Origin of the sequence: Clostridium sp. (genome assembly GCF_030532265.1) — a bacterium.
In the GTDB taxonomy this organism is placed as follows: Bacteria; Bacillota; Clostridia; order Clostridiales; family Clostridiaceae; genus Clostridium.
In genome coordinates this window covers 1-19,425 of record NZ_JAUNLM010000041.1, presented here as the reverse complement: position 1 = coordinate 19,425, position 19,425 = coordinate 1, and the positions used below count along the sequence as shown (strand labels likewise).

Below are 19,425 nucleotides of genomic sequence, written 5' to 3'. Positions count from 1 at the left end.
GTAAATATGCCACATTCTTAAAAATCTTTCATCAAACATTTCTCTTTCTTCTTCTAAATGTTCTTCGAAATTCTTAAGCCATTCTTGTAAAGTTTTCATATAATGAAGTCTTAAGCTTTCAACATCAAGAACATGGAAGTTTAATTCACTTGCAACTGAAATTTCTTCTCTTAATGTTGGTAAATATCCACCAGGGAATATGTAAGTTGTTACCCACTTATTACCTTCTGTTTCAACAAGATTAGTTATGTTATGAAGTAAGAATAATCCACCTTCTTTTAGTACAGAATCTATATTCTTAAAGAAAAGAGGTATATTAGCATGACCTACGTGTTCTGCCATACCAACACTTACAATTCTATCAAACATAAGACCAGATTTTTCTAAGTTTCTATAATCCATAAGTTTTACAGTTACTAAATCTTCTAGTCCTTCTTCTTTTATTCTTTCAGTAGCTTTAGCAAATTGTTCTTCACTTAAAGTTATACCAGTAGCTTTAACTTTATAAAGTTTAGCTGCTTCAATTATTAAAAAGCCCCAACCACATCCTATATCAAGAAGAGTTTGACCTTCTTTTAAATTAAGCTTTTTTAATATATGTTTAATTTTATTCATCTGAGCATCATAAAGTGTGTCATTTTCACTTTCAAAATATCCACATGAATAACTCATTGTTTTATCTAACCATAAGCTATAGAAATCATTTCCTATATCATAGTGATGGGCTATATCTTTTTTTGATTTTAAAAGTGAAGGAGCTTTGACTTTTCCAGCAAGTTTTAAAAGTGTAGAATGATTTAAGAAACTATCTTTATTTCTCATCATACTTTCAAATATTTCTTGTGGATCTCCTTCAAAATCTATATCTCCATCCATGTAAGCTTCACCTAAAGCTAAACTTGCATCACATAATAAATCTTTTTTGCTTGGGAATTTATTTATTATTATTGTAAATTTAGGTTCACCTTCACCGACTTTAACTATTTCACCATCCCAAAGTTTTAAGTTAAATGTTTCATCAGATAAATGTTTAGTAAATGATTTTACTATAGTTTTGTTCATTTCCATAATTAACACCTCATTTATTTAAGTCTTATTCATTATAGTATTTATAAAAAATAAAATTAACATGCATAATTATTGTAATATTAGCATTTTTAAACATTGATTAGTAAAGTTTTTTAAAATACTCTAGTATTCTTTTAAATACTTTCACTTTCTTTAGATTTTAAAATGTTTGAATAATGTTTGAATAAGCTAACATAAGTATTTAAGTGTATTTTATATAATATTATTTAAATATGTTAAAAAACTTTATATATTGTAATTTTTTTAAGTAAAATATAAAATGTATTAATTTAATTAGAATTACATAGCATAATACTGAAATATGTAATTAATTATTTAAAATAAATATAAAATAAAGAATAAAATATTAATTATTATAGATAAAATGTAAATAATATTATCTAAATGTATATAATTGAAAAGCTATATATTAATATATTAATTGAATAAATTATTTTTTATAGGGGGAAATATGAAAAAGTTAGTAAGTTTATTATTAGTATCCATATTATCATGCACTTTAATTGCTTGTGGTGGAGATAGTCCAAGTTCAGTTGTAGAAAAATTTTATTCTACTTTAAAGAATGGAAATATAAGTGAAATAAGTAATTTGATTAATAAGGATACTATTTCTAAAGACAAAACTGATAAAAAATTAACTTCTGAAGAAGAAGAGGCTTTAAAGAAAGTTTTATCAAAGACGGAAATAAAAATTAATAATACGGAAGAAAAAAATGATGAAGCTACTGTAAGTGCTACAGTAACAGCAATAGATGCAGGAGATATAATGGGAAATTATATGGTTACTGCTATACAAAAATCATTAGCAGCATCAATGAGTGGAAAAAGTGATAAGGAATTACAGAAAGATTTACAAAAAGATTTAATTAATATAGTAAATAAAGATGATTTAAAGAAAATAACTCAAGATATAAATATTCAATTAATAAAACAAGATAATAAATGGGTGATTAAGGACCCAGAAACAGTTTTATTAAAAACTTTTAATTTAGAAAAGTTCTCAAAATTTATAAAAGAATTTTCAAATAAATAAAAAAGTAGCTAATTTTAGCTACTTTTTTATTTATAATATTAAATATATAAAATTTTTTTAATATTATATTTTAAATTTAATTATAAGAAATAAAAAGTAACCACTCTATATAAAAAATATAAATTTAGTGGTTCTTCCTATATTATAAAAAATATTTATAATATTAGTGTAGAAGGAATATTAATTTAGAGGTGAACTTATGGAAAAATTATTAAGACCTGTGTGGGCTGAAATAGATTTAGATAAAATAGCATTAAATATGAAAAATATAAAAAAATTAGTTAATAATAAAGACGTAATCGCAGTTATAAAAGCTGATGCGTATGGGCATGGAGCATTAGATATTGCACCGGTTTTAATAGAAAATGGTGCTTCAAGATTTGCAGTAGCAGTTATAACAGAAGCATTAGAACTAATTAATGGTGGTATAAAGTGTCCTATAATGATATTAGGATATACTCCATTAGAATTTGGTGAAGATCTAATAAATAATAATATAGAACAAACAGTGTATGATTTAAATTATGCAAAAAAACTATCTGAAATTGCAATTAAGCTTGGAAAAACTGCAAAAATTCATATAGCTTTAGATACTGGAATGGGTAGAATTGGATTTATACCAAATGAAGAAAGTTTAAAAGATGTTTTAGAAATATCAAAATTAAAAGGAATAGAAATTGTTGGTATATTTACACATTTTTCAACATCTGATGAAAAGGATAAAGAATATACAAATATGCAATTTAAAAAAATAAAAGATTTTAATGAAGAACTTATAAAAAATGGATTAAATATAAAAATAAAGCATGTATCAAATAGCGGTGCTATAATAGACCTTCCAGAAACATATCTTGATGCAGTAAGAGCAGGAATAATATTATATGGATATTATCCATCAAATGAAGTAAAAAAAGAACAACTTAAAATAGAGCCGGCATTAACATTAAAAACTAAAGTTGCTCATATTAAAACTTTAGATAAAGATATGTACGTAAGTTATGGAAGAAAATTCAAAACAAATAGAGAAAGTATAATTGCAACAATTCCAATTGGTTATGCAGATGGTTATTCTAGATCTTTAAGTGGAAAAGCTAAAGTTATAATAAATGGAAAATTTGCAAATGTAGTAGGTAGAATATGCATGGATCAATGTATGGTAGATGTTACTGATATTGGAGAAGTAAAAGTTGGTGATGAAGTTATTTTACTTGGTGAAGATAATGGATTAAAATTTAATGCTGATGATATGGCAGAAATAATGGAAACAATAAACTATGAAGTTTTATGTATGCTTAAACATAGAGTTCCTAGGGTATATAAGAGTAATGGAGAAATTGTGCATATAAGAAATTATATTTAATTAATTTTCTGATATAATAAAGGAAGATTAAATTAGAATAGAAGGTGAGAATATTTGATTTTTTCGTCCTTTAAAATAAATGAAGAAGAAAAGATACACACTCAAATAGAAAAACATATAAAAGAAAATATAGAAAGTGGAATGTTACAAAAGGGAAGTAAGTTACCATCTACAAGAGAAGTTAGCAAAATAATTTCTGTAAGTAGAAATTCTGTCATATTAGCTTATGAGACTTTAGAAGAAGAAGGAATTATAGAAAGTATAAAAGGTAAAGGAACTTTCGTAAAAATAGAGAAAAAATTAAATGGTGGAGATTTAAATATAGATTGGAACAATATGATGAGTTGTTATTGTAATTGTTGCGAGGAGCTTGATATAGTAAAAAATGAGTTGCCTTGGAAAAAAGGAATGATTTCTTTTAAAAGTATTGCACCAGACGAAAGTCTTTTTGATTTAGAAGAATTTAAAAGAGCATTTTTAACTACATTTTCTATTGAAGGAGATAAACTTTTAAATTATGGATATGCTAAGGGTTATAAGCCTTTAATAGAGTATTTAATGAGATATATGAAGCAAAAGGGTGTAAATATAGAAAATAAAGATATATTAATAACTAATGGATTTACTGAAGGATTTGATATAGTATTAAGCGGAATTATGAATGAAGGTGAGACTATAGCATGTGAAGAGCCAACTCATAATACTGCTATAAAAATTATGAAAAGTCATAATCTTAATATTAAATCAATAGATATGGACAAGGATGGTTTAAATTTAGATAAATTAGAAGAAACATTAATAAAGCATAATCCTAAGTTATTATATTTAATACCTTCTTATCATAATCCCACTGGTATTGTTATGAAAGGTGAGAAGAGAAAATCTGTATATAACATATGTGAAAAGTATAAAGTTCCTATAATAGAAGATGGATTTAATGAGGAACTTTTATATACAAGCTCTCATGTAGCACCAATTGCATCATTATGTGATAAAGGAAATGGAATAGTTTATATAGGAAGTTTTTCTAAAATACTGTTTCCTGGAATTAGAATTGGATGGGTCTTTGGAGATAAAAATTTAATATCAAAATTAGAAAGTATAAAAAGAACTAGAAATATACATTCTTCATTTTTAGATCAAGCCATATTCCATAAATATATGGAAAGTGGTTCATTTCATAAGTACATGAAAAAAATAAGAAAACATTATAAGGATAAATATAATTTTACATTGAAACAAGTTAAAAAATATATTCCACATGATTATATTTTAGGGGAAGGTGGACTTCATATATTTATCAAGTTAAAAAATGTAAATGGAAGAGATGTTTTAAGGGAATGTTATAAAAGAGGTGTAGTTTTTATGCCGGGTGATATATTTTATAATAATAAAGATGGTTCGGAAAAAATAAGACTAGGTTTTTCAAGAGTAAGTGAAAATGATATAGAAAAAGGTATAAAAATAATTGGAGATGTTGTTAAAAGCTTAATAAACAAAAAGGGCTAATATTAGCCCTTTTTATATTGGTTCAGATAAAACATATACATTTCTAAATCCGTTATCAATTAAAATTCTTGAAGCTACTATAGCTCTGTTTCCACTAGAGCAAACACATATTATAATGTTATTTCTGTATTTTTCCAATTCATTTATTTTTTTAGGAAGTTCTTTTAGTGGAATGTTTATAGATTCTTTTAATTTATTTCCATATATAATTTCTTCAGGTTCTCTTACATCTAATATAAAAATATTATCTTTGTTAGATTCTATAAATTTAGTAAATTCTTCTTTATTTAAGTATATAGGCATAGAACGTGGTGATTTAATATAACTACTTTGACAAATACCTTCCTCAAAAGGAATTTTAATTGAATTTATATTCATATTGCACAAAGTATTTAAAGAAATAACTTTAAGCATCCAATCAGGTGGGGGATAACATTGCTCTGTAATGCTTAAAAACTCTTTTTTATTTTTTATTTTTAAATATTTATTTATTTTTTTTAGATGGTGTAATGTATATGGTGGAGAGTCGGTATAATTATGTGCTGGATAAACTATTAGATGGGATGGTAACTTAGAAAGTTTAATTAAACTATTATAGTGATCTAAAGGATTTCCAGTTGGAAGATCATCTCTTCCAGCACCATCAGATAAAAATAGAGTGTCTCCAGTTAGAAGTTTATCTTCAAATATAATACACATACTATCTATTGAATGACCAGGAGTGTGTATGCATTTTAGTATTATACCATCTATATTAAGAATTTCATGATTCTTTATTTTTTTAGTAATAGAGTTACAACTTGTATTTTCATTCATAAAAAAATTACAGTTAGTTTTTTCTTTTAAACTATAACAGCAACTTAAGTGTTCTGAATGGGTATGAGTATCTATAACTGCTTTAAGAATCCCATTTTTATTTTTTATAAAATTTAAATAAAAATCTTCATAATCAAGCTTTGGATCAATTAGTACACAAGAATTATTTTTAGTGTTTAATATTAAATAAGTGCAACAGTGATCTTTGTTTAATTTATAAAACTTCATAAAATACTCCTAAAAATCAATATATTTTATTATATGTCTTTAGTAAGAATGGTGTTTTATAATCCATAAATAAAAAAGGAATTACCTTTTGGCAATTCCTTTAAATTATTTATTTCTATATTTTTCAAGTTCAGCATCTAAATTGTCATTTTCAAGTGCTGCAAATTCATCATCTAAAGAAGGAGTTCTAAGATCTTTCAATCCTTCAGCATAACTTTCTTCTTTAGCTATTTTTCTTTCAATGTCATCTAAGTTTATAGAGTTTTTCTTAGTTTGTACATTGGCCATAATCTCATTGACTTGTTTAGTAGCATTTGCAGTATTAAGTCTTGCTGAGGCTTCATCTCTATAGCTTCTAGTTTTTTCAATTTCTTCTTGAAGTTTGACTAGATTTTCTTTAAGACTTTTTGCTTTAGCTTCTAATTCTGTATGAGAAGTAGTTAGTGTCTGAAGCTTTTTATCAGCATCAAGCTTTAATTTAAGAGCTTTTTTAGCAAGTTCTTCATTATTTTTACTCATAGCAAGTTTTACTTTTTCATCATATTCAACAGCAATTGCTTTAGTCTTGTCCATTTCTTTTTCAATTTCTTTTAAATTACCAAATATTTGAGCTGAAGAAAGTTTTGCTTTATTTAGACTTTCTTCCATATCTCTTATTTTTTGATCTAATAATTCGATTGGATTTTCCATATTATCTAATGCTGAATTAGTTTTTGCTTTTAACATGTTTGATATTCTATTAAATATACCCATAATTATGAGCCTCCTTTAAGTTCATACAATTAATATTGCTTAACTTTTCTTATAATTATATAATTTTTCAAAAAATTATCAATATTGAATTTTAATATTAATAAAATTTTAATTAAGAATATTATTTCTTAAATTTAAAGAAAATAAAATAAATAATAAATAGTATAATAGTAATTACGCAAAGAATAACAATTGCCTTAAAAATAAATGACATTCCAAAAAAAGAATGACCATATGATGAAAAGAAGGGGAATACACTAAAATTTCTATTGTATCTTTTAGTTCCTTCGGATGTATCATATGAATTTTTTTCTTTTTTAGATTTATCAGTAGTATCATTATTAGATTTATCAGAGTTTTCTTTATTTTTATTACTATTATTGTATTTATCTGATGTATTAAATTTAGAGTTAAATTTATCACTTGTAGAATTTTTATTTGAATCCTTTGGTTTACTATATTTATTTGATGTATTAAATCTAGTATTCCAATTAGAACTCTTTGAAGTTGATGTATTACTTTTAAATGATGATGAAGAAGATGATGGCTTACTATAACTAGATGAACTTTTAAAGCTAGCAGCATAAGTTGGAACTATAAATGATAAAAGGTTAGATAAAAATATAGTTAATATAACTATAAATTTAACTATTGATTTATTCCGAAACTTCATTAAAATTAATCCCTCCTAAAGGCATATTTTTATTAATATGCTATTTAATTTATATTATAATTTAAAGTGAAAAAATTAACAAATTGTATTATTTTAATAAATTAATATTTAAATTATTTAAAAAATATTTTTGTCATTTATAATAAATATTAAAGAGGTGATAAAGGTGAATATTAACAAGGCAAAAGAGATTATAAAAAGTGAAAAAGATAATATAACAGAGTATTATACTAATATAACTTTTTCTATTAATGATATTATTCAATTTTCAGAAGGAACTGATATTAAATCAAGATATTTTGTGAAAAATATAAAGGTTTTAGATAAATACTCAGAGCTTTTAGAAAGTGCTGAAAGTAAATTAAATAAAAAGAAAAAAGTTTTATTTTTTGAGGTAGATGCTTCTTCAGCAAGTGAAATTAATGATTCAGTAAATAGTATATTAGATTATAAAAATAAATATAATAATGTATTTTTAAAGTTAAAGTGTTGTTCTAAATGTCAGTGTTTAACTTGTATGAGAGATTGTAAGTTTAAAGGATGTCTTTCATGTGGAAAAAGTGGACGAGTTACTGAATGTGATAAGGAAAAATATAATATAACAATGTTTAATGGGGAATATTCAAAATTGTATAATGGTGAAACAAATCAATATGATAGTGTAGAAATATTAGCTCAAATTGATATATTAACAGAAAAAACTTCCTTTAGAGTAATTAAGTCAAATGGTGAATTTTTAATACTTACATATGAACATAACCCTAAAGATGGAGATAGCTATGGTAGTGTAAGTGATAAAGATACATTTAATTTTATAGCAGATTTATATGAAAGAAATGTTGAAAATATTATATAGAATGCAAACCTCTTATTTTTAATAAGAGGTTTTTAATTTTATTTAAAATTAAATTTATAGTTTTATATAAAATAATGTTTTTTTTTAGTACAAATTTTCTGTTAATAGTTAGTTAATAAAGTTTACTAATTGACAATAAAAGTTTACTATGCAAAAATAGTTTTATATTTGGATAAATTTTGTCGAGTGATAGGGGATGAATGAAATAAAAAGGGGTAAACTTATAATAAATATATTATGTATACTTATAATAATAAATAATTTTTTTTGTGTTAAAGCAAATGCTGTTGAAGAAAATAAATATTTAAAATTTACTAACATAACAGTAAGAGACGGATTATCTCAAGGTTCTGTTTTCTCTATTTTAAGAGATAGTGATGGTTATATGTGGTTTGGAACAAATGATGGACTAAATCGATTTAATGGATATGAATATGAGGTTATAAAGTCTGAGGATAAGGATAAAGATACTATTTTTCCAGGAATAATAGAATCAATAGTAGAAGATAAAGATGGATATTTGTGGATTGGTACAAGTTCTGGTTTAAGTAAGTTAGATAGGGAAACGTTAAAAGCTGAAAGAATTGAAGCAGATGCAAATGATCCATATAAAATTTTAGGTAGTCATATTTGGGATATTTATATTGATAGTAGTAATCATATGTGGGTTGCAACAGAAGATGGTTTAAATGAATATGATCCTAAAACAAAGAAATTTAAAAAATATTTTAGCGAAGAAAATAAAGAAGATACATTATATGATGGATTTATTACTTCTATTATGGAAGGGTTAAATGGAGAAATGTGGATATCCACGCAAAAAGGATTAAATATAATAAATAAAGTTACTGGTAAAATTACTAAGGTATTAGAAGATAAATTACCTAGTAAAAATATTTTGAAGCTTTATAAAGATATGAATAATAACATGTGGATTGCAACTCAAGATAAGGGGATATATAAATTTAATCTTAAAACTAAAGAATTTGATAATTTAGAAAATATAAATAGAAAGTACGCTTTTGAAAAATATGCTATAAATAGTATGTATGAAGACTTTAATAATAATATTTGGCTTGGAAGCAAAGGTGGTTTAATTAAATATAACAATAAGACTAAAAATGTTAATATTTATATAAATAAGCCATATGATCAAGAAAGTTTAATTAATAATAGTGTAAAATGTGTTTATAGAGATAGTGATGGGTTAATGTGGATTGGAACATACAATGGTATTAGTATGTTAAACCCTAATCCTGAGTTTACTCATTATAAGAGTCAGCCAGGTGAAACAAATACTTTGAGTGGAAATAGTATAGGTGGAATTTATGAAGATGAAGATGGAATTCTTTGGGTTGGAACTAATAATGATGGATTAAATAAGTTTGATAGAGAAAATGATAAAATAACTCATTATAAATTTGATAAAAATAATCCAAATAGTATACCAAGTAATACATTATTTCAAGTTACAGGTGATGGTAATGGAAACATATGGATGGCAACAAAGGAAGGATTATGTAAACTTAATAAAAAAACAGGTGATATAAAAACATACAGACATGAATCAAATAAGAATTCTTTAGTGCATAATGATGTAAAGGAAGTTTATTTTGATAAAAATGGATTACTTTGGGTTGGAACACGTCAGGGTTTAGATGTTTTTAATCCTAAAACAGAAAAGTTTACTAATTTAAATTATCTATTTGATAAAGCTGGAGTATGCGAAAATTATATTAGAAGGGTATTTCAAGATTCTAAAGGAAATTATTGGATAGCAACTGGTTGGAATGGTGGAATATTAAAGTTAGATGTAGAGAAAAAGAAAGCAATAAATTACACATCCATAGAAAATAATCCTAATTCCTTAAGTAATAATGCAATAAAAGGTATAAATGAAGATAAAGAAGGAAACATGTGGTTCTCCACATCTGTTGGATTAAATAAATTTGACCCTAGGACAGAAAAGTTTACAATATTTACAGAAAAAGACGGACTTGCAAATAATTATGTATATGGTGTTTTATTAGATGATGAAGACAATGTATGGGTAAGCACTAATGGCGGAATTTCAAAATACGATAAGCATAAAAAAAAGTTTGAAAATTATAATTTACTTGATGGACTTCAGGGAAATGAATTTAATGGAACAGCCGAATTTAAAGCTAAAGATGGCGAGATGTTTTTTGGAGGAGTAAATGGTGTAACAGCATTTTATCCTAAAGATATATATACAAAGCCACTTTCAAATCCAAATATAAAGATAAGTAAGTTTAAAGTATATAATAATAAGAACATACAGATAAAAAATGATTCTATAGAGTTAAAGCATAATGAAAATACATTTTCATTTGAATTTTTTCTACCAGATTATAAAAGTATGGGGACAGAAAATTTTGAGTATCAGCTTGAGGGATTTGATAAAGGTTGGATATACCTAGGAAAAAGAAATTATGTAAGTTATACTAATATTCCACCGGGAAAATATATTTTTAAAGTAAGAGCCAGAGATAAAAATGGTGAAGTAACAGATGTTAAAGAAGTTAAAATACAAATAAATAAGCCTTGGTATAATTCAAATTTAGCTTATTTAATTTATTTGTTTTTAATATTACTTATAATATATTTTATCGTTAACTATGTAAAAATATTAAATAGATTAGTTAAACAAAGAACGGAACAATTAAATAAAGAACTTTTAGAAAATGAAAAAATGTACAATAAACTTTTAAAGTATGAAAAGTTTAGAAATACTTATTTAGTTAATCTTTCTCATGAACTTAGAACACCACTTAATGTAATACTATCAAGTGAGCAACTTATTAGCTCATTAAATGATAGTAAAAATGGAATAGGAAGAAAAGATTTATCTAAATATATGAAAATAATAAAGAAAAATTCTACTACTCTTTTAAAAGTTATAAATGACTTAATTGATAGTTCAAAAATAAGTTCAGGAGCATATAAACTTAATATATCAGAAGAAGATATTGTTTATTTAGTAGAAGAAGTTGCATTATCTATGAAAAGTTATATTGAGAGCAATAATCTAGAGCTTATAATAGATCCAGAAATAGAAGAAAAAATTATAGAGTGTGATAAAACTAATATAGAAAGATGTGTTATAAATTTAATATCAAATGCTGTTAAATTTACTAAGTCAGGTGGAACTATATTTGTTGAAATAAAAGATAATCATGATAGTGTAGATATAATTGTTAGAGATACTGGAATTGGAATACCAAAAGATTATCAAAATATTATATTTGATAGATTCGCACAAGTTGAAACACAAGTTTCAAGTAAACATTGTAGTAGTGGAATAGGTCTTACTTTAGTTAAAAATCTTGTTGAACTTCATAAAGGAAAAATTACATTAAAAAGTGAAGTAGGTAAAGGAAGTGAATTCATAATAACGCTTCCAGTAAAACAAGAAAAAAGTGAAGAATAAGTTTAATAAATAAGGAATCTATTTTTTATTAGGTTCCTTATTTTGTTATAGAACAATAAAATTTAAAATAAATTTAATGTGAAATTAAATTATAGGTGATAAAATTAAATAAATTGAAATTACTATTTACTATATAACTATATTCCTATATAGTTATATAGTGAGGTGATATTACATGAAAAAAGTAGATTTAACTAAAGATGATATTACTAAATCTCTTATAAAATTATCACTGCCAATTATAGCAACTAATTTTATACAAACAGCTTATGGAATGATAGATATGCTTTGGATTGGACGGTTAGGAAGTGATGCTGTTGCGGCTATAGGAACAGCTAGTTTTTTTATAAATCTTGCTATGGCAATTTTTACAATTGTGTCTATAGGGACTGGGGTTAAAATATCTCATTCTATAGGGAGGGGGAGAGAAAAAGAGAGTAAAACATACATACAAAATGGTATAATACTTACAAGTTTTATAGGATTAATATATACAATATTTCTTTTTATATTTAATAAACAACTAATAAGTTTTTATAAATTAGGAAATTATGTAGATTTTATGGCACAAAAATATCTTTTAATATCTGCAATAGGTATTATATTTATGTTTTTTAATACACTATTAACATCTATTCTTAATAGTTATGGGGATAGTAAGTTACCATTTAAAGCAAATGTTATAGGGTTTATTTTTAATATTATATTAGATCCTATATTAATATTTGGTATTGGAATAATTAAGCCATTAGGAGTAGTTGGAGCAGCTCTTGCAACACTTATTGCAAGAATAATTGTATTTTTAATGTTTATAAAGATGTCAAAAGGGAAATTAAAAGTTTTTGAAGATAAGTTTAATTTTGATAAAGATAAATGTTTGTCAGTAATTAAGCTTGGATTACCAATAACTATGCAAAGAGTTATATTTACTTTAATATCTATGTCTATTGCAAAATTAGTTTCTGACTATGGTGCAATAGCTATAGCGGTTCAGAGGGTTGGAATTCAAATTGAATCTATATCTTATGTTACAATTGGAGGGCTTCAAGGTGCTATTGCTGCTTTTGTTGGTCAAAATTATGGAGCAATGAAAAAAGATAGGATAAAGGAAGGGTATTATAAAGCTTTAAAACTTACTATAGTGTTTGGAATCAGTGTAACTTTACTATTTATAGTATTTTCAAAACAAATATTTGGTATATTTTTATCAGATAATGAAAGTTTAATTATGGGTAGCACTTATATGAAAATATTAGGTTTATCTCAAGTATTCATGTGTATAGAATTATTAACTGTTGGAGCATTTAATGGAATAGGAAAAACCTATGCTCCACCAATAATTAGTGTTACTTTTACAGCACTTAGAATACCTATAGCAATATTTTTATCAAATATAAGCTTTTTAAAACTTAATGGAATATGGATTAGCATAAGTATTAGTAGCTTTTTTAAGGGTGTACTTTTACTTAGTTGGTTTTTAATTGATATGAATAAATTAACTTTTAATTATAATATAAAAAAGGAGATAGAGAGAAATGTATGATAACTTATTACAATTAATAAAAAGTAATAATTTAAATAAAAAATTACTACAAAGTGGATTTGGTCTTGAAAAAGAAAATTTAAGGGTTGATAAAGAAGGAAAGCTTGCTTTAACTAAACATACTAATATATTTAATGAAGAAAATCCGTATATAAAAAGGGATTTTTCAGAAAGTCAAGTTGAAATGATAACCCCTATATGTAAATCAATAAATGAAGTTTATGATTTTATGGAAAATCTTCATAATATAGTTTCTACTAGTTTGAAAGAAGAGTATTTATGGCCACAAAGTAATCCGCCTATAATACCAAAGGATAATGAAATACCAGTTGCAGAACTTAAAAATCAAGATGAAGTAAAATATAGGGAAGGTCTTCTAAAAAAATATGGTGCAAAGAGACAATTAGTAAGCGGAGTGCATTTTAATTTTTCATTTAATGAAGAGCTTTTAAAAGAACTTTATAAGCTTTCAAATACTAAAGAAAATTATAAGGATTTTAAAAATAATATATATTTTAAAATAGGTAGAAACTTAATAAAATATAAATGGTTTTTAATATATTTAACAGGAGCTAGTCCTGTTTTTCATAAAAGTTATAAGGGAACTTGTAAAAGAATAAGTCAAACATTAGGAAAAGATGAGCATTATTTTAAAGGGGTAAATTCTCTTAGAAATAGTGAGTGTGGATATAAAAATGTAGAAGATTATTATGTATCTTACAACAATGTTTATGAATATGTTGAAGATATAAAAAGACTTATAGAAGATAAGTGTATACAAGGTGCAAGAGAATATTATAGCCCTATTAGATTTAAAACAAAAGAAACTGGAGATATGTTAGAAAATTTATTAAATCATGGTGTTAAATATATAGAAATAAGACTTCTTGACTTAGATCCATTAAGTCCAATTGGAGTAAGTAAAGATACATTAAATATGATTTTCTTATTTATACTATTTACATTATTTACAGAAGATGAAAAGTACACTGTTAGACTTCATGATGAATATGTAAAAAATGATAATAGGGGTATAGAAACAAAAGAATTTAATATGATAAATATGAATGGTAAAGAAGTTTCTTTAAGACAAGAAGGACTTAAGGTTTTAGATGAAATAGAAAAAATTTGTGATATTTTATTTAGTGATAATGATGAATTAAAAGAAGTAATTAAAATTTCAAGAAGTAGATTTATAAATTATAAAGAAACTATATCAGCAAAACTTATAAAAGATATAAAGAAATATGGATATATAAATTATTTTATGAATTTAAGTAAAGAATATTTAAAATATAGTGAAAAAAATGTATTTAAATTAAAAGGCTATGAGGAATTAGAACTTTCAACTCAAATATTAATTATTGATGCAATAAAAAGTGGAATAGAATTTGAAGTTTTAGATAAGTTAGATAATTTTATATCACTTAAAAAAGGTAATCATATAGAATATGTAAAACAAGCAACAAAAACATCAAAAGATAGTTATATAACTGCTTTAATTATGGAAAATAAATTAGTTACAAAGAAAGTATTAGAAGAACATAATATAAAAGTTCCAAAGGGTGGATATTACGATAATATAGAAAGTGCTATAGATGACTTTTATAAATATAAAAATAAACAAATAGTTATAAAGCCAAAATCAACAAATTTTGGAATAGGAATAACTATTTTTAAGACTGATTTTACAGAAAAGGAATATAAAAGAGCTTGTGAAATTGGATTTGAAAATGATAATGAAATATTAATAGAAGAATTTATAAATGGAAAAGAGTATAGATTTTTAGTAATTGATGATGAAGTTGTAGGAATACTTCACAGAGTACCTGCAAATGTAATAGGTAATGGAATAAACACAATTAAAGAGCTTGTAATAGAAAAAAATAAAAATCCACTTAGAGGAAAAGGATATAAAACTCCACTTGAAAAGATATCTTTAGGTGAGGCAGAAGAAATGTTTTTGAAAGATCAAAATAAAGATTTTAACTATATACCTAAAAAAGATGAAATTATATATTTAAGAGAAAATTCTAATATAAGTACTGGTGGAGATAGTATAGATTTTACAGATGATATAGATAATAGTTACAAAGAAATAGCAATTAAAGCTGCTAAAAGTGTAAATGCTAAAATAACTGGTGTAGATATGATGATAAGTAATATAAAAGAAAGAGCAAAGGAAAATAATTATGGAATTATAGAAATAAACTTTAATCCAGCAATACATATTCATAGCTATCCTTATAAGGGAACAAATAGAAATGTAGCTAGAAAGGTATTAAATTTACTTTTTAAGGAGAGTAATTAGCATGGAAGAAAAGACGAGTGAAGTTTTAAAAGCACTTGCTCATCCAGTTAGATTAAAGATAGTAAAGCAGCTATATGATGGACCTATTTGTGTCTGTCATATAAATAGTAATATAGAATATTCGCAAGCAAATGTATCAAAACATTTAAAAATACTTAAGTCAGCTAAAATAGTTGAGGGAACAAAAGAGGGAATGTTTAGATATTATAAGCTTAAAAATGAAAAAATAAAAGATTTAATAAAATTAGCAGAGGATATAGTACTAGAAGGAGAAACTTAAGATGAAAATAACAAATCCTTATGGATATAAAGGTGAGTATTTAAAGGGAAATTTACATACTCATACTAAAAATAGCCCTTGTGGACACTATGATATTAAAAAAGTAATTGAACTTTATAAGTCATATAAAATGGAGTATGATTTTTTAGCTATTACAGACCATTATTTTTTAACAGATTTAAAAGAATTTAGTGATGAAGATATAGTTATGATACAGGGTGTTGAGTATAAACGAAAAGAACATCAAACACTAGGTATAAATATTAAAGAGTATGATGATGATTTAGATGATGACAATAATCATCAAGAATTATTTGATAAAGTAAATAATCAAGGTGGAATAAATATTATTTGTCATCCACATGGAGTATCAGAAGATTATTGGACTTTAGATAGATTATTAAATTTAGATAATTATTTAGGTATAGAAGTTTTTAATAATAATGTTAGGATGGATTGCAAGGGTAGGGCTATTGCATCAGATTTATGGGATGAGTTATTAAGTAGAGGTAAGGTTGTTTATGGATTTGCAAATGATGATATGCACATATTTTCAAGAATTGGAGGAGCTTATAATATGGTTCTTTCAGAAAAAAAGGATGTTAATAGCATAATAAATGCATTGAAAAGAGGGAGTTTTTACGCTAGTTTTGGAATGAAGTTAAAAGATATAAAGTTAGAAAATAATAAAATATCATTAAAAAATGGGGATAGTAGAGTTCCATATATATATTTTAGGTTTATAGGAAAATATGGGAAAATTTTAAAAGAAACCAAAGGAAATGAAGCTTTTTATAATATTAAAGGGAATGAAGGTTATGTAAGGGTTGAAACTTATAGAGAAGATGGTGCAAAAGCTTGGCTTCAGCCATTTATAATAAATGATTAAATTTTAGAATATTTTGAAAATTCCCTTGAAATAATTAATAAGCAGTGATATACTAATTTTGTAAATTAAATCAAATAAAGATCAAAGTAGTTAAGTATTTTCTGGTTTCATTGGTGTCTCCAAAATTCAGAAAGTTTAATTATTTAGATGCTTTATATATTTGGAGGAATGAAAATGGAAGATAAGACTATCGTATGTAAAGATTGTGGAAAAGAATTCGTTTTTACAGTTGGAGAACAAGAATTCTACAAAGAAAAAGGATTTGACAATGAACCAGTTAGATGTCCTGAATGTAGAAAAGCTAGAAAGCAAAGATTCAATAAGAAATAATATTGAACATTTATAGCCATAGAACTTTTTGTTCTATGGCTTTTTAAAATTCTTTTGCTATAATTATTTTAGACAATTCTTGAAGAAAGGACAAAAAATATGAATTATTTATTTGATAATCATATAAATGTAGCTAGAAATTTTAAAGAAGAAGGAAATAAATTAAAAGCTCTTCAGTTTTATAAAAAGGCATATAATTTACAAGAAGGGAAAAAAGATATTGAACTTCTTTTAGATATGGCACTTTTATATCATGAATTAGAACAATTAGATTTAGCAGAAGAAAAGTATAGAGAAGTAATAGATATAGATAATGAGGAAGCACGTGCGTATTACGGCCTTGGAACATTATATGATGAAGATGGCTTTTTTGATGAGGCAAAAGAGTATTATTCTAAAGCTATAATGTTAAACAATTCATATGATAAAGCCTATTTTTTTCTAGCTAATATATATGATGAAGAAGAAAATAAAGATGAAGCAATAAAACTTTATAAGAAAGTTTTAGAAATAAATAAAAATGATTTATGGGCAAATGCAAATTTAGCTTGTATTATGGAAGAATTAAATAGATTAGAAGAAAGTGAAATCTATAATAAAAAAGCATTATCAATAAATCCTAATCATTATAGGATATTATTTAATATGGGAGTAGTACAAAAAAGATTAGGAAATATTGAAAGAGCAGAACAGTATTATAGAAAATCTATAGAAAATAATAAAAATTATCCTTATAGTTATTTGAATTTAGGAGTAATATATAGAGAAAAAGGCAACTATAAAAAAGCAATACAAATAATAACTGAAGGAATAATTAATAATGAAAATGAAGGATTTCTTTATTACAATAGAGCTTGTTTTTATGCATTAATTGGAGAAAAAGAGAAGGCTCTAGAAGGTGTTATTAAATCTATCGAATTAAATGATTTCTTTATTTCTTATATGAAAAAAGATAAAGAATTAGACTGCATAAGAGATTTAGAAAAATATAAACAAATATTTAAATAATAGTCATCAAAACATGTAAAAATTTATAAATTTACATGTTTTAATTTTTAGTAAAATGTAGTATATTATAGAAAATAAAAACAATAAATAAAATCTAATAGATTTATTGGAAAAAATAAATTTAATTAGATTAATAAATTTTAATATTTTAAGGTAAGGTGACTTAAAGTGGGAGAAGCAAAGAGAGCTTTGTATATTTTTTTAGGAATCGTATGTATGATTCTAGCTTTAATTGGTGGTATATTACCTATAATGCCTGGAACTATATTTTTAGTTATGGCTGGCATATGTTTTGCAAAAGGTTCAGAAAGATTTAATAAATGGCTTATAAGCAGAAAATTTTATAAGAAGTATTTAAAAAAATATATGGGAAAATATATAGAAAAAGATTTGAAGAAACATATAAAAAAGTATAACAATTGTTTGAAAAATAAAAAAATAATAAGTTGTAAAAAGGTTGCATTTAAAAATTAAATAAAGTAAGTATTAAGAAGAAACTTTATAAAGTTTCTTTTTTTACAATAAATATTGATAATCAATATCAATTATGATAGAATGTTGTGGGAATAACTAGAAAGGGGAAATTGGTTATGATGATTAATAAAAGATTAATTAATCTTTGTAATGAATCTAAAAAGTACATAGCACTTACGGTATTTTCAAGCTTAATGACTACTGTGTGTAATTTAGGTATGGTACTTTTAATAGGTAAAATAATAAATAAAGTATTTTATATGGAAAATTCATTACATAATTTTAAGGATTTTATAAAAGGGGATATATTAAACTATTTAATAATTTTCTTATTTTTATTATGTATAAGATTTTTTGCAAATATTATGTATGGGTATTTTTCAAATAAATCTTCAGAAGTTGTAAAAATAAAGCTTAGAGATGAAATATATAGTAAGCTTTTAAAATTAGGATTAAATTATAATAAAAAATTATCTACATCCTCAATAGTTCAAAGTGCAATAGAAGGTGTTGAAGCATTAGAGATATATTTTGGCAAATATCTTCCACAATTATTTTATTCACTTTTAGCGCCTATAACATTATTTTTTGTAATTTCATTTATTTCATTTAAATCTGCAATAATATTTATATTATGTGTTCCATTAATTCCAATGTCTATTATTGCAATAATGAAATTTGCAAAAAAACTTCTTAAAAACTATTGGAATAATTATTCTAATCTTGGTGAAACATTCTTAGAGAATCTTCAAGGGTTAACAACATTAAAAGTATTTAATATTGATGAAAAAAGACATAAAAAAATGAATGAAGAAGCAGAAA

Annotated in this window: 17 protein-coding genes; 13 read left to right on the top strand and 4 right to left on the bottom strand. The window is 24.4% G+C overall.

Annotated features, from left to right (window positions below):
• On the bottom strand, positions 1-1,068 hold a 1,068-nt coding region (locus Q4E08_RS09040; RefSeq protein ID WP_303130343.1), incomplete at its 3' end, for a cyclopropane-fatty-acyl-phospholipid synthase family protein.
• Between the two features lie 472 nt (positions 1,069-1,540).
• Here Q4E08_RS09040 and Q4E08_RS09035 point away from each other — a divergent pair.
• The 3 genes from Q4E08_RS09035 (at position 1,541) to Q4E08_RS09025 (ending at position 4,991) form a co-directional block, all read left to right on the top strand.
• On the top strand, positions 1,541-2,122 hold the full coding sequence (locus Q4E08_RS09035; protein WP_303130340.1) for a DUF4878 domain-containing protein: 582 nt from the start codon (positions 1,541-1,543) through the stop codon (positions 2,120-2,122).
• Positions 2,123-2,321: 199 nt separating this feature from the next.
• A complete protein-coding gene (gene alr / locus Q4E08_RS09030; RefSeq protein ID WP_303130338.1) occupies positions 2,322-3,482 on the top strand; it encodes an alanine racemase in 1,161 nt (386 codons plus the stop codon).
• Positions 3,483-3,536: 54 nt separating this feature from the next.
• A complete protein-coding gene (locus Q4E08_RS09025) occupies positions 3,537-4,991 on the top strand; it encodes a PLP-dependent aminotransferase family protein (protein ID WP_303130337.1) in 1,455 nt (484 codons plus the stop codon).
• A 12-nt stretch (positions 4,992-5,003) separates the two neighbouring features.
• Here Q4E08_RS09025 and Q4E08_RS09020 read toward each other — a convergent pair whose 3' ends face one another.
• The 3 genes from Q4E08_RS09020 to Q4E08_RS09010 all read right to left on the bottom strand — a co-directional run bounded on the left by Q4E08_RS09020 (position 5,004) and on the right by Q4E08_RS09010 (position 7,461).
• Entirely contained in the window at positions 5,004-6,035 is a 1,032-nt protein-coding gene (locus Q4E08_RS09020; RefSeq protein ID WP_303130335.1) for a rhodanese-like domain-containing protein, read from the bottom strand.
• A gap of 105 nt (positions 6,036-6,140) precedes the next feature.
• A complete protein-coding gene (locus Q4E08_RS09015) occupies positions 6,141-6,788 on the bottom strand; it encodes a PspA/IM30 family protein (protein WP_303130333.1) in 648 nt (215 codons plus the stop codon).
• 121 nt (positions 6,789-6,909) lie between these two features.
• Positions 6,910-7,461, bottom strand: a complete 552-nt coding sequence (locus tag Q4E08_RS09010; RefSeq protein WP_303130331.1) for a hypothetical protein — start codon at positions 7,459-7,461, stop codon at positions 6,910-6,912.
• A 166-nt stretch (positions 7,462-7,627) separates the two neighbouring features.
• Here Q4E08_RS09010 and Q4E08_RS09005 point away from each other — a divergent pair, with 166 nt between their 5' ends.
• The 10 genes from Q4E08_RS09005 to Q4E08_RS08960 all read left to right on the top strand — a co-directional run.
• Positions 7,628-8,317, top strand: a complete 690-nt coding sequence (locus Q4E08_RS09005; RefSeq protein WP_303130328.1) for a hypothetical protein — start codon at positions 7,628-7,630, stop codon at positions 8,315-8,317.
• A gap of 196 nt (positions 8,318-8,513) precedes the next feature.
• Positions 8,514-11,768, top strand: coding sequence for a sensor histidine kinase (locus Q4E08_RS09000; RefSeq protein WP_303130326.1), 3,255 nt, complete (start codon positions 8,514-8,516; stop codon positions 11,766-11,768).
• Between the two features lie 175 nt (positions 11,769-11,943).
• Entirely contained in the window at positions 11,944-13,311 is a 1,368-nt protein-coding gene (locus Q4E08_RS08995) for an MATE family efflux transporter (protein WP_303130323.1), read from the top strand.
• The gene (gshAB, locus tag Q4E08_RS08990) at positions 13,304-15,622 is read left to right on the top strand and encodes a bifunctional glutamate--cysteine ligase GshA/glutathione synthetase GshB (RefSeq protein ID WP_303130320.1); all 2,319 of its coding nucleotides are present in this window, start codon (positions 13,304-13,306) and stop codon (positions 15,620-15,622) included. The genes Q4E08_RS08995 and gshAB overlap by 8 nt, the downstream gene beginning before the upstream one ends.
• 1 nt (position 15,623) lies before the next feature.
• Positions 15,624-15,902, top strand: a complete 279-nt coding sequence (locus Q4E08_RS08985; protein ID WP_303130318.1) for a helix-turn-helix transcriptional regulator — start codon at positions 15,624-15,626, stop codon at positions 15,900-15,902.
• Between the two features lies 1 nt (position 15,903).
• Positions 15,904-16,791, top strand: a complete 888-nt coding sequence (locus Q4E08_RS08980) for a PHP domain-containing protein (protein WP_303130316.1) — start codon at positions 15,904-15,906, stop codon at positions 16,789-16,791.
• A gap of 174 nt (positions 16,792-16,965) precedes the next feature.
• Positions 16,966-17,121, top strand: coding sequence for a zinc-ribbon domain-containing protein (locus Q4E08_RS08975; RefSeq protein ID WP_303130313.1), 156 nt, complete (start codon positions 16,966-16,968; stop codon positions 17,119-17,121).
• A gap of 99 nt (positions 17,122-17,220) precedes the next feature.
• The gene (locus Q4E08_RS08970) at positions 17,221-18,129 is read left to right on the top strand and encodes a lipopolysaccharide assembly protein LapB (protein WP_303130311.1); all 909 of its coding nucleotides are present in this window, start codon (positions 17,221-17,223) and stop codon (positions 18,127-18,129) included.
• A 168-nt stretch (positions 18,130-18,297) separates the two neighbouring features.
• Positions 18,298-18,603: a YbaN family protein gene (locus Q4E08_RS08965; protein WP_303130309.1), complete on the top strand. Its 306-nt coding sequence runs from the start codon at positions 18,298-18,300 to the stop codon at positions 18,601-18,603.
• Positions 18,604-18,719: 116 nt separating this feature from the next.
• The coding region (locus Q4E08_RS08960) for an ABC transporter transmembrane domain-containing protein (protein ID WP_303130307.1) at positions 18,720-19,425 on the top strand (706 nt) is incomplete at its 3' end.

What these genes read in the sequence shown, in the direction of transcription:
- Q4E08_RS09035 (WP_303130340.1), top strand. Translation starts at nt 1,541, where the DNA reads ATGAAAAAGTTAGTAAGTTTATTATTAGTATCCATATTATCATGCACT.
- alr (WP_303130338.1), top strand. Translation starts at nt 2,322, where the DNA reads ATGGAAAAATTATTAAGACCTGTGTGGGCTGAAATAGATTTAGATAAA.
- Q4E08_RS09020 (WP_303130335.1), bottom strand. Translation starts at nt 6,035, where the DNA reads ATGAAGTTTTATAAATTAAACAAAGATCACTGTTGCACTTATTTAATA.
- Q4E08_RS09015 (WP_303130333.1), bottom strand. Translation starts at nt 6,788, where the DNA reads ATGGGTATATTTAATAGAATATCAAACATGTTAAAAGCAAAAACTAAT.
- Q4E08_RS09010 (WP_303130331.1), bottom strand. Translation starts at nt 7,461, where the DNA reads ATGAAGTTTCGGAATAAATCAATAGTTAAATTTATAGTTATATTAACT.
- Q4E08_RS09000 (WP_303130326.1), top strand. Translation starts at nt 8,514, where the DNA reads ATGAATGAAATAAAAAGGGGTAAACTTATAATAAATATATTATGTATA.
- Q4E08_RS08995 (WP_303130323.1), top strand. Translation starts at nt 11,944, where the DNA reads ATGAAAAAAGTAGATTTAACTAAAGATGATATTACTAAATCTCTTATA.
- gshAB (WP_303130320.1), top strand. Translation starts at nt 13,304, where the DNA reads ATGTATGATAACTTATTACAATTAATAAAAAGTAATAATTTAAATAAA.
- Q4E08_RS08985 (WP_303130318.1), top strand. Translation starts at nt 15,624, where the DNA reads ATGGAAGAAAAGACGAGTGAAGTTTTAAAAGCACTTGCTCATCCAGTT.
- Q4E08_RS08980 (WP_303130316.1), top strand. Translation starts at nt 15,904, where the DNA reads ATGAAAATAACAAATCCTTATGGATATAAAGGTGAGTATTTAAAGGGA.
- Q4E08_RS08975 (WP_303130313.1), top strand. Translation starts at nt 16,966, where the DNA reads ATGGAAGATAAGACTATCGTATGTAAAGATTGTGGAAAAGAATTCGTT.
- Q4E08_RS08970 (WP_303130311.1), top strand. Translation starts at nt 17,221, where the DNA reads ATGAATTATTTATTTGATAATCATATAAATGTAGCTAGAAATTTTAAA.